The following is a 13,986-nucleotide window of genomic DNA, read 5'->3' on the forward strand; positions in this document are numbered from 1 at the left end:
ATGGTAAACCCGCTTCTGTCGCTGCGCGGCATTTCCAAAAGCTACGGTCAGGTCCATGCCAATCGGCAGATCGACCTCGACGTCGCGGCCGGCTCGATCCATGCCATCCTCGGAGAAAACGGGGCTGGCAAATCGACTCTGATGAAGCTGATCTATGGCGTCGAGCAGCCGGAAAGCGGCACGGTCTCATGGAATGGACAGCCCCTCAGCCTTGCCTCTCCCGCAGAGGCAAGGCGCGCCGGCATCGGCATGGTCTTCCAGCATTTCTCGCTGTTCGAGAGTCTGACCGTCATCGAAAATATCCGCCTGGTCGTGTCCGGCAAGAAGAGCGAGCTTGCCGAGCGGGTTCGCAAGCTCGGGCGTGAGTTCAGTCTCGAGGTCGATCCTTTCGCCCATGTGCATTCGCTTTCCGTCGGCGAAAGGCAGCGGGTGGAAATCATTCGCTGCCTGATGACCGATCCGAAACTGCTGATCCTTGACGAGCCGACATCGGTGCTGCCGCCGCAGGCGGTGGAAAAACTCTTCGAAACATTGCGCCGACTGCGCGACGGCGGCGTATCCATCCTTTTCATCTCCCACAAGCTGGAAGAGATCCAATCGCTCTGCGATCGGGCGACGATCCTGCGCGGCGGTCGCGTGACCGGTCATGTCGATCCGCGCGAGCATGACGCCCACGAGCTTGCGCGCATGATGATCGGCCGCGATATGCCGGAACCCATGTCTCCCCTGCCTTTGGCCGAGGGCGAAAAGCGCCTGGAGCTTATCGGCCTCGATTACAGGGTGGATCCCTTTGCGGTGCCGCTCTCCAACGTCAGCCTGGCGGTTCGCGCTGGCGAAATCCTCGGCATTGCCGGGATTTCGGGAAACGGCCAAAGCGAACTCGCAGCGCTGATTTCGGGCGAAACCGTCCTGCCGCGCGAACAGAGCGACCAAATCTTCATGATGGGCCGAGATGTCGGCACGCTCGACGCCGCCGCCCGCCGGCGGCTCGGCTTCGCCTTCGTCCCGGAGGACCGGCTCGGCCGCGGTGCGGTTCCCGAAATGTCGCTCGCCCTCAACAGCCTGCTGACCGCCCATCCGCTCGACCTTGTCAGGCATGGCCTGCGCGACAAGGCGCGGGCCAAGAGGTTCACCAATGAATGCATCCGCGACTGTGACGTGCGCACCCCCGGTCCCGATGCGGAAGCCGGGTCGCTTTCCGGCGGCAACCTGCAGAAATTCATCGTCGGGCGCGAAATCATGCTGGCGCCGAAGCTTCTTTTCCTGGCTCAGCCGACCTGGGGCGTCGATATCGGTGCAGCCGCGGCAATCCGCAAGCGGCTCATCAGCCTTCGCAATGAAGGCATGGCGATCCTCATCATTTCCGAGGAGCTCGAGGAATTGTTCGAACTCTGCGACTTCATTCAGGTCCTGCACCACGGCACGCTGAGCCCGCCGCTGGTCACGCGCGACACCAAGCCCGAAGAGATCGGCCGATATATGATCGGAGCCCAGCCGCAGCGCGAGAAAGCCCCCGCATGAGCAGAACTTTCCTCGCCGCTCTGCCCACTCTGGTCCGCCGAGAGCGGGCATCGCTTGCCGCCGCCCTTCTCGCACCGCCCATAGCCCTCATCGTCACCGTCATTCTCAATCTTGGGCTTTACGTGGTCATGGGCCGCGATCCGGCTGCGGTCGTCTATGCGATGCTGATCGAGCCCCTCGTCTCGTGGGCGTCGTTCTCCGAGGTGCTCCTGAAGACGGGGCCGCTGCTCCTTATCGCGCAGGGGCTTGCGATCGGTTTTCGCGCCAAGGTATTTAATATCGGTGCCGAAGGACAATTCGTCCTTGGTGCGATTTTCGCCTCCGCCATTCCCATCTGGTGGCCCGCGGCAACCGGTCAATGGATGTGGCCGGCGATGCTGCTGCTCGGCATGATAGGCGGCGCGTTCTGGGCGTCGTTCACCGCCTTCTGGCGCGTCAGGCTCAATGCCAATGAGATCCTCGTTTCGCTGATGCTGAGCTTCGTTGCCGTGCAGTTCCTCAATTATCTGCTGCTCGGCCCGTGGAAAGATCCGAACGGCTTCAATTTTCCGCAATCCGTCATGTTCCAGTATGACGCGATGGTGCCGATCCTGATCGAGGGAACGCGCGTCAATGTCTCGCTCATTCTCGCTCTCCTCCTGTCGATCGCCGCCTGGGTCTTCATGCAGAAGAGCTTCATCGGCTACAAATTGCAGGTCGGCGGATTGGCGCCGCGCGCAGCGAGCTACGCCGGATTCAGGGAAAGCCGGGCGATTTGGCTTTCCCTGCTGATCGGCGGAGCGGCAGCCGGTCTTGCCGGTGCGGCCGAGGTCGCCGGCCCCCTCGGTCAATTGCAGCGCTCGATCTCCACCGGATATGGCTATGCGGCAATCATCGTCGCCTATCTCGGCGGCCTTCATCCAATTGGCATCATCATCTCAGCCATTGTCATGGCGGCGCTCTACATCGGTGGTGACAACGCCATGGTTTCGGCCAATCTCCCGGTTGCCGCCGTCCGGGTTTTCCAAGGCAGCCTGCTTCTCGCCTATCTGGTCGCCATCGCCTTCACGCGCTACCGCCTTGCCTGGCGACCGACGGCAACCAGGAGCGCCACATGAACGCCATCGAGTTCATCCTCGCGGGAATGCTGGCGGCTGCGACACCCTTTCTCCTGGCAGCGCTCGGGGAACTGGTCGCCGAGCGCGCCGGGGTTCTCAATCTTGGCGTCGAGGGACTGATGGCATTCGGCGCCGTCATCGCCTTCATCATCGTCTACCACGGCGGCGGCCATTTTCTGGCTTTCCTCGCCGGCGGCCTCGGCGCCGCCCTCCTGTCGCTGATCTTTGCGGTCATCGTGCTCGGCTTCAACGCAAACCAGGTCGCGACAGGGCTTGCCATCGGTATTCTCGGGCAAGGCCTGTCGGCGCTGTTCGGCAAGACCTACGAGAGCCTGACTGTCAGGGCTCTGCCGAAGATCGCCATTCCCGGCCTTTCCGATCTTCCCGTCATCGGCGGCCTGTTTGTCCAGGATATCGTCGTCTGGCTTTCGCTGGCCTCAACCATCGCGATCTGGGCGATGTTTGCCTATAGCAAGGCCGGTCTGATCATCCGCGCCGTAGGGGAAAACCCGAAAGCGGCGCATGCCATCGGCTATCCGGTCATCGCCATTCGCTTCGCCGCGGTCGCATTCGGCGGCATGATGGCAGGCTTCGCGGGCGCCTATGCGGCGACGATCTACACGCCGCTCTGGGCAGATGGCATGATTGCCGGCCGCGGCTGGATTGCGATCGCGCTCGTCGTCTTCGGAACCTGGCTGACCGGCCGCATCTTTCTCGGGGCATGCCTGTTCGGCGCCGTATCGTTGATGGGGCTCGCCGCCCAGGCGACCGGGCTCGACGTCCCCTCGCAGCTGCTGGCATGCCTGCCCTACCTGGTGACGATCATCGTGCTCGGCATCATTTCGGCGGATCGCCGCCTGCTCAAGCTCAACGGCATCGCCTCGCTCGGCGAGCCGTTCGAGCGATAGCGATGATGCTGCGGGCGCGCAATGTAATAACCGGGATTCGAATCTTCGTCTGCCATTTACAATGGCGGTTCGGCTTTCGAGCATCCGAGGCGCGGCGCATGGCTTACTCAGCTTGGGCCAGCTTTGGTTGCAGGCTGCTAGCGCCTCATTGACTGGTGCCCGTGGCATCCAGGATCGTCCTCGCAATGTCGGCGAAACCAAGCCCCGCAGGCTGGGCGGAGATCCATTTCGGCGCATGCTGCAGATGCGGAAGGACAGGAACGATATTGCTGACGCCGAAAGAGTTTGGAATGAAGCCAAACATCGGCGCGTCGTTTCGAGAATCGCCGACGAATGCGGTGACGAAAGGCAATTCCGCGGGATCAACCCCGAATAGGCCGGTCAGGAGGCGCTCGCTCATGGCGCGTTTGTCATAATCGCCGATCCAGGTGTTGATGTGGATGGAGCTGATGGCGACGGTCCCGCCCATTGCCCTGATATCGCAGGCCAGCTCCTCGACAGCGCGCGCATCCTGCCCCTGAATGTCGATCGCCACGTCAGCCAGGCGGAACACCTGATCATGGGCAATCCTGAACGTGCCGCCTTTTTCCGAAATCAGATTTTCGATCGCCTGGAGATGCCGGCGTTGACGCTCGCCCTGCAACGCGCCGTCCTCCCAGTAATCGAAGACAACCTCGCCGCTGCGGCGCGTAACGGCATAGGCACCGCTTTCGCCGATGACCGCGGCGACAGGCCAGGCACGGACGATGTGTTCGCACCACCCGGCTGAACCGCCCGTGACCGGAACGACGGCAATGCCGGCGCGGCTGAGGTCCCAAAGGGCATGATAGGTCTGCGGCAGAAGTTTCCCTTCGGTCGTCAGCGTATCGTCGATATCGGTGAAGAGATAACGCACGTGCTGCAACTCGGCGGCGGATGGCGCCAGATTTACGAACGTCATATCGTCTCCTCGCCGCAGGTCACCACCTCCATGCTGCTCTCGGCGAGCACGCCGGCGACGGACGCATCGGCCGGCAGCCGGTCGGTGTAGAAGCGGGTAATCTTGTTGAAGGGCGCAACGCGCACGCTCGCATGGCGCGTCCACTTGCTGACATCGGCCGCCAAAAGGCGCGTCTGCGCATTCTCCAGCAGCGCATTGGTGATCTGCGCTTCGGCATAGCTGAAGTCCATCAGGCCGGTCAGCGGGTTCAGTGCGCCGGCGCCGACAACCGCATAGGTCGCATAGAATTTCTCGACGAACTTGATCACATCCGTGCCCACGACGTCACGGTCGTCGTGACGCAGCAGCCCGCCGGTGAGATGGACTTCGACACTGGGAGATTCGCAAAGCGTCAAGGCGACGTGGATATTGTTGGTGATCACCCTCAGGCCCTGATGATCGCGCAAAGCCTCGGCAACGAACTGGACCGTGCTGCCGATCCCGAGAAACACCGTCGCATCCGGGCCGATATCGGCGGCGACCCGTCTGGCGATCTGTCGCTTGGCGCGCCGGTTGAGCTGGGCGCGGGCGTTGAGCGAGATGTTGCTGCCCTCGACCGGTACATCGACGCCACCGTGAAAGCGGCGGGCATGACCGAGATCACAAAGGGCATTGATATCGCGCCGGATCGTCTGTGTCGTCAGATCGTATCGGCGCGCCAGCTCGTCGATATACTGGACGCCCTCGGTTTCGATCAGCGCCAGTATTTCGCGTTGTCGGCTCGATATGACCCGGCTCCCCATCGCTCTTCCTTACGAGAGATAAACACTCGGATCGTCTGTTATCACACCAGTCAAGCCGGCATGCCAAAATGATGCGAGTTCCCTAGGATCGTTGGAGGTCCAGGCCCGAACCTTGATGCCGTGGCGTACCGCCTCTTCGAGAAACCCGATGCTGAGGGATTTGTAACCAAGATGGACCGTCGTCGCCGGAATCGATCGGAGAACGTCTCTCCAGTCATCCGGCACTTTGCTCCACAGCATGGCGAGCTCGTAGCTTGGGTTGATTTCGTACATACGCTTGAGTGCTGCAGAGTCGAAGCTCGATATCATGATCTTGGTCTGCGGCGCGCGTGCCCGAAGGTGTTCATCGACCGTTTTCACCAACTGATCGAGCGATTTGTGATGCGGGTGCTGCTTGATCTCGACATTGGCATTCAGCCGCAGTTCTCCCAGCGCGGATACGACCGCGGCGAGGGTTGGCAGGGGTTCGCCCTTGAAGCGGGGATCAAACCATGCGCCCGCGTCGATCTTATCGAGATCGGCCGCGCTGAGGTCGCCGAGATTGCCCTTCGACGAGGAACAACGGTCGACCGAAACGTCGTGGATGACGATGGCCGTGCCGTCACTAAGAAGCGCGACATCCAGCTCGACCCATTCAGCCCCCTGCTCGGCCGCCGCCCGAAAAGCGGCGATCGTGTTTTCTGGCGCGATTGCCGACCCGCCTCGATGCGCCTGAACCTCGCTGCGGATGGGTCCGGATCGCTGTACTGATTTTGTCATTGTCTCGTCTCTTTCGTGACTTCTTGAGGCTCGGATGCCTGCGCGTCTCAATCCGTCCGCCTTCCCGTCCTGCGGTTGAAGGGGTGCATCTGATCGATGCGGGCAAAGACATCGATCTGCGCGGTCTCGGGAAAGTCCGGCCGGCCCTGAACGGTCAGGACGATCGTCTGCTGGCCCTCGCCCAATCTGACATGCAGGTGGCTTTCCCCGCCGATCGGCTCGAGCAGCTCGACGATCGCACTGAGGCGGATGGAGGGCTCGGCGGGCTGTTCGACGAGCAGCGCATCCGGCCGAAGCCCGACTATATCGGTCCCTTCGGGCAATGTGAGGTTTCGCCCGGCCTCGACCGCATTGAGCACCTCGACTGGCACTAGGTTCATCGGCGGGGAGCCGATGAAGCCGGCAACGAACAAGCTCGCCGGGCGGTCGTAGACCTCCACCGGCGTTCCGACTTGTTCGACCAGCCCGCCATTCATGACGACGAGCCTGTCGGCAAGCGTCATGGCTTCGAGCTGATCATGGGTCACATAGATGCTGGTAGTCTTCAGACGGCGCTGCAGCCGGCGTATTTCGACACGCATCTGCACCCGCAGCTTGGCATCGAGATTGGACAGGGGCTCATCGAAAAGAAACGCAGCCGGCTCGCGGACGATGGCACGTCCCATCGCGACGCGCTGGCGTTGCCCTCCCGACAATTCGCGGGGCTTGCGGTCGAGCAGCGGTCCGATTTCGAGGATGTCGGCCGCTTCCTTGACGCGGCGATCGATTTCCGCGCGCGCCGTGCCACGGTTCTTCAAGCCGTATTCCAGGTTTCCGCGAACCGTCATGTGCGGATAAAGCGCATAGTTCTGGAAGACCATGGCGATGTCGCGCTCTGCCGGCTCGGCCTTGTTCACGTTGCGGCCGGCAATCTCGACTTGCCCGTCGCTGATCGATTCCAATCCGGCAATCATGCGAAGCAAGGTTGATTTGCCGCAGCCGGAAGGGCCGACGAGCACGATGAATTCGCCGTCTGCAACCGCCAGATTGATGCCGTTGACGGCGGGAACGGAACCATAGTTTTTCTTGACGTCGACAATATTGATCGTGGCCATTTCATTTCTCCGTTTCGACCAGGCCTTTGACGAAAAGGCGTTGCATGGCGACGATGACGAGGACGGGCGGCAAAGCGGCCAGGATGACCGCCGCCATGACGAGATTCCATCTCGGCTCGGCGTCCGCGACTGCCGCCATGCGCTGGATGCCCATTACGACGGTGTAGAGGCTCTGATCGGTGGTAACGATCAGCGGCCACAGATACTGGTTCCAACCGAGCACGAACAGGATGATGAACAGCGCCGCTATATTGGTCACCGAGAGCGGCAGCAGGATGTCGCGGAAGAATTTCAGCGGTCCTGCGCCATCGACGCGAGCCGCCTCCATCAGTTCCTCGGGAACGGTGAGGAAAAACTGGCGGAACAGGAAGGTCGCGGTTGCCGATGCGATCAGCGGAATAATGAGCCCGCCATAATTGTTCAGCATTCCGAGGTCGGCGACCACCTTGTAGGTCGGTACGATACGAACCTCGACCGGCAACATCAGGGTGATGAAGATCATCCAGAAGGCGAGCGTGCGAAAAGGAAACCGGAAATAGACGATGGCGAAGGCGGAGAGAATGGAAATGGCAATCTTACCGACCGCGACACCGACCGCCATGATCAACGAGTTGATCATCATCGGCCCGATCGGCGGCGCACCGGAACTTGTCATTCCCGACGACAGCATGGTCGAATAGTTCTCGATGAGGTGCGGTCCCGGCACCAGCGGTACGACGCCGGACAGGAAGTCGTTCGGACCGTGGCTCGATGCGATGAAGGCGATATAGACCGGGAAGACCACGATGGTGACGCCGAGGATCAGGACGATGTGAGCCAGGACATTCAGGAAGGGACGATTTTCAACCACCTTTGACGCTCCTCAATATTGCACGCGGCGTTCGACGAAGCGGAACTGGATCGCCGTCAGAGCAATCACGATCACCATCAGTATGACCGACTGCGCCGCCGAGGAGCCCAGGTTGAGGCCGATGAAACCGTCGAAATAGACCTTGTAGACCAGAATTTCCGTGGCGCGCGCCGGGCCGCCCTGCGTCGTCGCATGAACGATGCCGAAGGTATCGAACATCGCGTAAACGATGTTGATGACGACCAGATAGAAGGTGGTCGGCGAGATCAAAGGAAAGACGATCGTCCAGAAGCGCTTTACCGGCCCGGCGCCATCGATGGCGCCTGCTTCCTGAAGCGAGCGCGGCACGGATTGCAGGGCGGCCAGGAAGAACAGAAAGTTATAGGAAATCTGTTTCCAGGTGGCGGCGATGACGATCAGGACCATCGCATCGTTCGGGTTGACCAGATGGTTCCAGCTGATTCCCATGCTGCGCAGCATATAGGCGACGATGCCGATCGAGGGGTTGAACATGAACCACCAGAGTATGCCGGCGATCGCAGGCGCAACGGCGTAAGGCCAGATCAGCAAGGTCGAATAAAGGCGGGACGTGCGCAGCACGCGCATGGCCGCGGCGGCCAGAATAAGGGCAATCGCCGTGGACAAGACCGTCACCAGAACGGCAAAGACCAGAGTGTGGCCAAAGGCGTCCATATAGAGCGGATCGGCAAAGAGCCGGCGATAATTTTGGAACCAGACGAAGCTCGTTTTGAAACCGAAGGCATCCTGGCGAAGGAATGATTGCCAGAAGGCGGTTGCGGCGGGCCACAGGAAGAAGACCACGGTTATTAGAATCTGGGGAGCAATAAGCAGATAAGGCAAGACCTTATTGGGAAAGACGGTCCGTTTGGTTTGCATGGGCCCTCACTGACTGACGGAGAGGCAGGGGGCCGGCCTAACCGCCCCCTGCCCGGAGCCCTTAGTTGGCGGATTGGAAATCGCGAAGCTGCTCGTTGCCGCGCGCGACAACGGAATCAAGTGCTTCCTTCGCGGTCTTCTTGCCGCCCATCAGTGCTGCGAATTCATCATCGATGATGCCGCGAACCTGGACGTAATTGCCGAAGCGGATACCCTTGGAATTTTCGGTCGGCGTGACCCGCGTCAACTGCTTGATGCCGACATCTGCGCCAGGATTCTTTTCATAAAATCCCTGCTCCTGGCTCAGCTTGTAGGCAGCCTCGGTGATCGGCAGATAGCCTGAGAACTGATGCCAGTCGGCCTGAACTTCCGGCTTCTGCAGATAGGTGTAGAACTTTGCGACACCCTTATATTCTTCCTCCGGACGACCCTTCAGCGTCCAAAGCGTGGCGCCGCCGATGATTGAATTGAGCGGCTGCGCGATGACGTCGTCATAATAGGGAAGCGGTGCGAAGCCGACCTTGAAATTTTTGGCATTGTTGATGACGCCGGCACGGCCGGCCGACGAGTTCATATACATCGCGCATTCCTGCGAATAGAACATCGGAGGGGCATTATCGCCGCCCACAGGTCCGCCGAATTTGAAGAGGCCCTCATCCTGCCACTTCTTCAGGTTCCCCCAGTGGCGGATCGTCAGATCGTTGTTGAAGGTAAATTCCGCGTCCAGGCCGCCGAAGCCGTTTGCCTTGGTGGAGTAAGGCTTGTCGTGCAGTGCGTTGAGATTTTCGGTTTGCACCCACGAGATCCAGCCGCTTGTAAACCCGCATTTGGCAGCGCCGGACTTCATGATCGTGCGCGAGAAGGCTTCCACGTCGGCCCAGGTTTTCGGCGGCGTCTCCGGATCAAGCCCGGCTTTCTTGAACACGTCCTTGTTGTAATACAGGATCGGCGTGGAGGAGTTGAAAGGCAGAGACAAAACATTGCCGCTGGTGTCCGAGTAGTAGCCCACAACAGGCGCAATGAACTTGTTTTGATCCCAAGGTTCGCCTTCATCCTTCATCAACTGGTACACGGGATAAATGGCGCCCTGGGCCGCCATCATGGTGCCGGTGCCGACTTCATAAACCTGGACGATGGCGGGCTGCTGGCTGGCCCGGAAGGCAGCGATGGCGCCCGTCAGCGTCTCATCGTAATTGCCCTTGAAAACCGGAACGATTTCATAATCGGACTGAGACGCGTTGAACCCCTTGGCGATTTGCTCCAGCTTCGCGCCGTTCTCGCCGCCCATTGCATGCCACCACTGGATCTTCGTGGCGGCCATTGCTGGCGCAGACAACGATAGGCTGGTCAGTCCTGCGGTCAGGAAAAAAGCGATCTTATTCATGTCACTCCCACTTTCTCTCGGTCCGCAGCCTCCCGCTCCAGACGCGCGGCAATGGTAGCAGCGGAGTTTCACATTGCAATAACGGAATGTTCAAATGAACATATCGAGTACCCTCACACTGAGGGCGGAATGGCTTCTCAGTGTCATAGCGTGATCGGTATGGCCGGCATTCGCCGTCAGCCGCTCGAATGCACAGATACAATGTTCAAATGAACGTCTTGTGTCAGTTGGCGCAAAAATATCATTTCTGTCGGGGACGCAGAAATTTCCCGCAGCAACGAGCGCTGGCCCGCGCCAAGACAAGACGGCCGGCGAAATATACGAGTTCAAATATGCGGCACGGCCCCAAGCCGTCATCGCCGCATCGATGACAACTTCACGGCGGGTCGGATGTGCGCGGCTGATGCCAATGACCTTCAGAAAACATAAGCCGCGCTCAGACGGCTTGAACACGGTCCTTGCGCCACGCCTCGAACCGCTCGAGCGTTTCTTTGTTGGGCGGGTAGACGCCGAGTGTTGGCTTGCCGGATTCGATCTCCTGCTTCAGGAACTCCTCCTGCTCCTCCATCGCGACGGCCTCATCGGCGATTTCACCTACATATTCCCGAGGAATGATGATGACGGCTTCGCTGTCTCCGAAAACGATGTCGTCCGGGTAGACCGCAACGCCGCCGCAGGCAATCGGCTGGTTCATATCCGATGCGTGATGGGCAACCAGATTGGCGGGTGCCGCAGGACCCAGGCAATAGGTGGGAAGCCCCAGTTGGGCGATATCGGCGGTGTCGCGAACACCTCCGTCGAGCACGAGACCGGCGCAGCCGCGATAGACAAGGCGACGAGCCAGTACCGCGCCAATGCCGGCGATCTCGGCGATCGAGCGGCAGTCGAACACGAGCACGTGGCCCTCCGGTATCGTGTCGATCGCCTTGCGCTGCTGGTTCGACGGATCGGAACTATAGGTCGAACCGTCGATATCCTCGCGGGCCGGAATATAACGGACGGTAACGGCCGGACCGATCATCGGTTTTTCGGTGGCCGCGAGCGGCCGCACCCCGCGAACAGCGGTGTTCCTCAGCCCCCGCTTCAGCAGCAAACTGCTGAGACTCGCCGAATTCGTCTGCAAAAGTTTGGCGTAAACCGATGGGTCCAAAGCGGTCATGAGATCCCTCCCCCTTGTTCGGCGAAAGATCTACCATATCAAAGTAATTGTTCAATAGTGGATTTATAGTTTCTTATTTGGACAACGGATGGAGCCCATTGATGGTTTTCGTCAGCGTAGCAGCCGCCTCCAGGACCTCGCGCCGGATCGACCGAGCCCGATCCGGTGTTGCCTCTCCAATGAACGGGACGCTGACGGTGGCGATCAGACGACCTTGATCATCGAATACCGGCGCGGCGAGGGCGCGCAAGCCGAGGTTGGATTCCTGATTGTCCTCAGCGTATCCGTTGCGGCGAATTTCCACCAGCGCCTCTTTCAGCGCCTCCGGATCAGTAATCGTGTAGGGCGTCTTTGCCTCCAGCCCGCCGGCGCAGTAGGCTTCGGTTTCACCGTAGTCCGAATAGGCTAGAGCAAGCTTGCCCGCCGCTCCGACGTGCTTACGCGAGCGCGCGCCGACCTTGATAAACAAAGCATAATCGCCGGGACTCGAGGCGGCAAATATCGTCATCATTTCACGCCCCTCGGGCACGGCCAGCTTGAAGGATTCCATTATCCGCTCCGCCGCCGCCGCAAGAATTGGCCTTGCCGCCTCGATGAGCGTCACCCGATCGGCACCGGGCGATATCCGCCGGGCAAGCTCGACGAATTTCGGCCCCAGTTCGTAGGAGGCTCCGCCATTGACCCGCGCGACCAGGCCGTGCGCAGTGAGCGAATTCAGAATGCGGTAGACCGTCGAGCGGGGCACATGCAGCTGATCGACCAGAGCCCCAAGGGAAATGCCCGTTTTCGCATCGGCCACCGCCTCAAGCAGATGCGCCGTCTTTTCCACCACGGGAGAACCATGCTTCGGTTCATTCATGAAATTCATATTCCATTAGAGAATTAATCTTCTTGACTTGCCCGGCATTGCCAACCATCTTGTCCACCGCAAGTGTCGTATTTGACACTACGCGCTTGCGGGAGGAAGTAAAGCCGACAGAGCGCCGAGCAGGTCCTGCGCAGCCCGAACGGTTGCCGCGAACTGGATGCCGGCGCGCGGGCTCGGAACGGGAGGAGGCTTTCATGGCGATAAGGACTATCCACGCAATTTGCATCGGGCTGGCAATCTCCTTGGCGGCGAGCGTCGCAATGCCCGCCTACGCTGCCGAGGACAAGCTGACGGTTGTGGTGACGGACGAACCGAAGTCGCTGGATCCCTGCGACACCGACCTTTCGGGAAACTCCCGCATCCTGCACAACAATATCACTGAGGCGCTGGTCAACCTCAGCCCGCAGGACGGATCGGTCGTTCCAAGCCTGGCCACCGGCTGGCGACAGGTCGATGAGCTGACCTGGGAGTTCAAGCTGCGCGAGGGCGTGACGTTTCACGACGGCAAGCCGTTCGATTCCAACGCAGTCGTCGCCGCCGTCAAGCGGGCTCAAGACCCGGCACTGGCGTGCGAAGTCGGACTGGCCACCTTGAAGGGCGTCAAGCTCAACGCACAGGCTGCCGATCCGACGACCGTCCTCATCAAAACCGACATCGTCGAACCGATCCTGCCGAACAAGATGTCTGCCGTCGACATTGGTTCACCGGCGACCCCGAACGACGGCAAGACGCGCAGCCCGGCCGGAACGGGGCCCTACAAGCTGGAAGCATGGACGCCAGGCCAGTCCGTCACGCTCACGGCCTATGACGGCTATTGGGGCGATAAGCCGGCGGTCAAAAGCGCGACGATCATCTGGCGTGCCGAATCCGCCGTTCGTGCGGCAATGGTGGAGACCGGCGAAGCGCAGATCGCCTATGAGATCGCGCCGCAGGATGGCACGACCGTACAGGACCAGGCCTTTCCGAACGCTGAAACTTCGCTGTTGAGGATCGATGCCCAGGTCCCACCACTGAACGACAAACGTGTGCGCGAAGCGCTCAATCTCGCCATCGACCGGGACGGCCTCGTCGGAACCATTTTCCATGGGGACGCCCAGAAGGCGATGCAGGTCGTGCCGCCTTCGGTGTTCGGCTTCAATCCCGACATTCCCGTCTGGACCTATGATCCGGAAAAGGCGAAGTCGCTGCTTGCTGCAGCCAAGGCCGAAGGCGTACCGGTCGATAAGGAGATCGTCATCTACGGTCGCATCGGCATCTATCCCAACTCCTCCGAAAGCCTGGAGGCCGTTCAGGCGATGCTGGCGGATGCCGGTTTCAATGCGCGGCTTGAAATGCTCGAAACCAGCCCGTGGCTGAAACGGCTTCTGAAGCCGTGGGACAAGGATCGTCAGCCGTCCATCCTGCAGACCCAGATCGACAATGCCGAGGGAGACGCCGTGTTCACTCTGCCCAACCGCTTCACCACCGACGGCAATCAGGCGACAATCGCAGACCCCAAGCTCGACAAGCTGATCGCCGAGGGTTCGAAGGCAACCGGCGACGAGCGCAAGAAGCTGTTCCAGGAAGCATTCCGATACATCGCCGTCGATGCGGTCAATATCGCGCCGCTCTTCCATATGGTCTCGATTGCCCGCGTCGCAAAGGACGTGAACTACACCCCCGATGTACAGGCCGGCAACGAGATCAAGCTGAAGTCGATCAGCTATCGCTGACCGGTGAGCGTAACG

13 protein-coding genes are annotated in these 13,986 nt (G+C 60.4%); 4 read left to right on the forward strand and 9 right to left on the reverse strand.

The window, feature by feature from the left end; genetic code table 11:
- Genes MHI61_RS32045 through MHI61_RS32055 form a run of 3 tightly spaced genes read left to right on the forward strand, consistent with a single transcriptional unit; the run spans position 1 to position 3,526 of the window.
- Positions 1 to 1,521, forward strand: a complete 1,521-nt coding sequence (locus tag MHI61_RS32045) for an ABC transporter ATP-binding protein (protein WP_239793488.1) — start codon at positions 1 to 3, stop codon at positions 1,519 to 1,521.
- The gene (locus MHI61_RS32050) at positions 1,518 to 2,618 is read left to right on the forward strand and encodes an ABC transporter permease (protein WP_239793489.1); all 1,101 of its coding nucleotides are present in this window, start codon (positions 1,518 to 1,520) and stop codon (positions 2,616 to 2,618) included. Before MHI61_RS32045 ends, MHI61_RS32050 begins: the two co-directional genes overlap by 4 nt.
- A complete protein-coding gene (locus tag MHI61_RS32055; protein ID WP_040112818.1) occupies positions 2,615 to 3,526 on the forward strand; it encodes an ABC transporter permease in 912 nt (303 codons plus the stop codon). Before MHI61_RS32050 ends, MHI61_RS32055 begins: the two co-directional genes overlap by 4 nt.
- Before the next feature lie 145 nt (positions 3,527 to 3,671).
- Here MHI61_RS32055 and MHI61_RS32060 read toward each other — a convergent pair whose 3' ends face one another.
- The 9 genes from MHI61_RS32060 to MHI61_RS32100 all read right to left on the reverse strand — a co-directional run bounded on the left by MHI61_RS32060 (position 3,672) and on the right by MHI61_RS32100 (position 12,250).
- A complete protein-coding gene (locus MHI61_RS32060) occupies positions 3,672 to 4,466 on the reverse strand; it encodes an HAD-IIB family hydrolase (RefSeq protein ID WP_239793490.1) in 795 nt (264 codons plus the stop codon).
- Positions 4,463 to 5,248 carry a DeoR/GlpR family DNA-binding transcription regulator gene (locus MHI61_RS32065; RefSeq protein WP_064686017.1) on the reverse strand — a complete coding sequence of 262 codons (786 nt, stop codon included), beginning with the start codon at positions 5,246 to 5,248 and terminating at the stop codon, positions 4,463 to 4,465. Before MHI61_RS32065 ends, MHI61_RS32060 begins: the two co-directional genes overlap by 4 nt.
- A gap of 9 nt (positions 5,249 to 5,257) precedes the next feature.
- The gene (locus MHI61_RS32070) at positions 5,258 to 6,007 is read right to left on the reverse strand and encodes a glycerophosphoryl diester phosphodiesterase (protein WP_345774883.1); all 750 of its coding nucleotides are present in this window, start codon (positions 6,005 to 6,007) and stop codon (positions 5,258 to 5,260) included.
- A 47-nt stretch (positions 6,008 to 6,054) separates the two neighbouring features.
- Positions 6,055 to 7,101, reverse strand: a complete 1,047-nt coding sequence (locus MHI61_RS32075; protein ID WP_239793492.1) for a sn-glycerol-3-phosphate import ATP-binding protein UgpC — start codon at positions 7,099 to 7,101, stop codon at positions 6,055 to 6,057.
- A 1-nt stretch (position 7,102) separates the two neighbouring features.
- On the reverse strand, positions 7,103 to 7,951 hold the full coding sequence (ugpE, locus tag MHI61_RS32080) for a sn-glycerol-3-phosphate ABC transporter permease UgpE (protein WP_097584158.1): 849 nt from the start codon (positions 7,949 to 7,951) through the stop codon (positions 7,103 to 7,105).
- Positions 7,952 to 7,963: 12 nt separating this feature from the next.
- Positions 7,964 to 8,848 (reverse strand): sn-glycerol-3-phosphate ABC transporter permease UgpA, encoded by an 885-nt coding sequence (gene ugpA / locus MHI61_RS32085; RefSeq protein WP_239793493.1) that lies wholly within the window; start codon positions 8,846 to 8,848, stop codon positions 7,964 to 7,966.
- A gap of 61 nt (positions 8,849 to 8,909) precedes the next feature.
- Positions 8,910 to 10,232, reverse strand: a complete 1,323-nt coding sequence (gene ugpB / locus MHI61_RS32090) for a sn-glycerol-3-phosphate ABC transporter substrate-binding protein UgpB (protein WP_239793494.1) — start codon at positions 10,230 to 10,232, stop codon at positions 8,910 to 8,912.
- A 436-nt stretch (positions 10,233 to 10,668) separates the two neighbouring features.
- Positions 10,669 to 11,391, reverse strand: coding sequence for a ribonuclease activity regulator RraA (locus MHI61_RS32095; protein WP_239793495.1), 723 nt, complete (start codon positions 11,389 to 11,391; stop codon positions 10,669 to 10,671).
- Positions 11,392 to 11,464: 73 nt separating this feature from the next.
- The gene (locus MHI61_RS32100; RefSeq protein ID WP_345774879.1) at positions 11,465 to 12,250 is read right to left on the reverse strand and encodes an IclR family transcriptional regulator; all 786 of its coding nucleotides are present in this window, start codon (positions 12,248 to 12,250) and stop codon (positions 11,465 to 11,467) included.
- A gap of 203 nt (positions 12,251 to 12,453) precedes the next feature.
- Here MHI61_RS32100 and MHI61_RS32105 point away from each other — a divergent pair, with 203 nt between their 5' ends.
- A complete protein-coding gene (locus MHI61_RS32105) occupies positions 12,454 to 13,971 on the forward strand; it encodes an ABC transporter substrate-binding protein (protein WP_239793497.1) in 1,518 nt (505 codons plus the stop codon).
- Positions 13,972 to 13,986: the final 15 nt, after the last annotated feature.

Origin of the sequence: Rhizobium sp. K102 (assembly GCF_022385315.1) — a bacterium.
Taxonomy (GTDB): Bacteria; Pseudomonadota; Alphaproteobacteria; order Rhizobiales; family Rhizobiaceae; genus Rhizobium; species Rhizobium croatiense.

Bases quoted from the DNA above. Each gene is read 5' to 3' on its own strand.
- MHI61_RS32045 (WP_239793488.1), top strand. From the start codon at position 1: ATGGTAAACCCGCTTCTGTCGCTGCGCGGCATTTCCAAAAGCTACGGT.
- MHI61_RS32050 (WP_239793489.1), top strand. From the start codon at position 1,518: ATGAGCAGAACTTTCCTCGCCGCTCTGCCCACTCTGGTCCGCCGAGAG.
- MHI61_RS32055 (WP_040112818.1), top strand. From the start codon at position 2,615: ATGAACGCCATCGAGTTCATCCTCGCGGGAATGCTGGCGGCTGCGACA.
- MHI61_RS32060 (WP_239793490.1), bottom strand. From the start codon at position 4,466: ATGACGTTCGTAAATCTGGCGCCATCCGCCGCCGAGTTGCAGCACGTG.
- MHI61_RS32065 (WP_064686017.1), bottom strand. From the start codon at position 5,248: ATGGGGAGCCGGGTCATATCGAGCCGACAACGCGAAATACTGGCGCTG.
- MHI61_RS32070 (WP_345774883.1), bottom strand. From the start codon at position 6,007: ATGACAAAATCAGTACAGCGATCCGGACCCATCCGCAGCGAGGTTCAG.
- MHI61_RS32075 (WP_239793492.1), bottom strand. From the start codon at position 7,101: ATGGCCACGATCAATATTGTCGACGTCAAGAAAAACTATGGTTCCGTT.
- ugpA (WP_239793493.1), bottom strand. From the start codon at position 8,848: ATGCAAACCAAACGGACCGTCTTTCCCAATAAGGTCTTGCCTTATCTG.
- ugpB (WP_239793494.1), bottom strand. From the start codon at position 10,232: ATGAATAAGATCGCTTTTTTCCTGACCGCAGGACTGACCAGCCTATCG.
- MHI61_RS32095 (WP_239793495.1), bottom strand. From the start codon at position 11,391: ATGACCGCTTTGGACCCATCGGTTTACGCCAAACTTTTGCAGACGAAT.
- MHI61_RS32100 (WP_345774879.1), bottom strand. From the start codon at position 12,250: ATGAATGAACCGAAGCATGGTTCTCCCGTGGTGGAAAAGACGGCGCAT.
- MHI61_RS32105 (WP_239793497.1), top strand. From the start codon at position 12,454: ATGGCGATAAGGACTATCCACGCAATTTGCATCGGGCTGGCAATCTCC.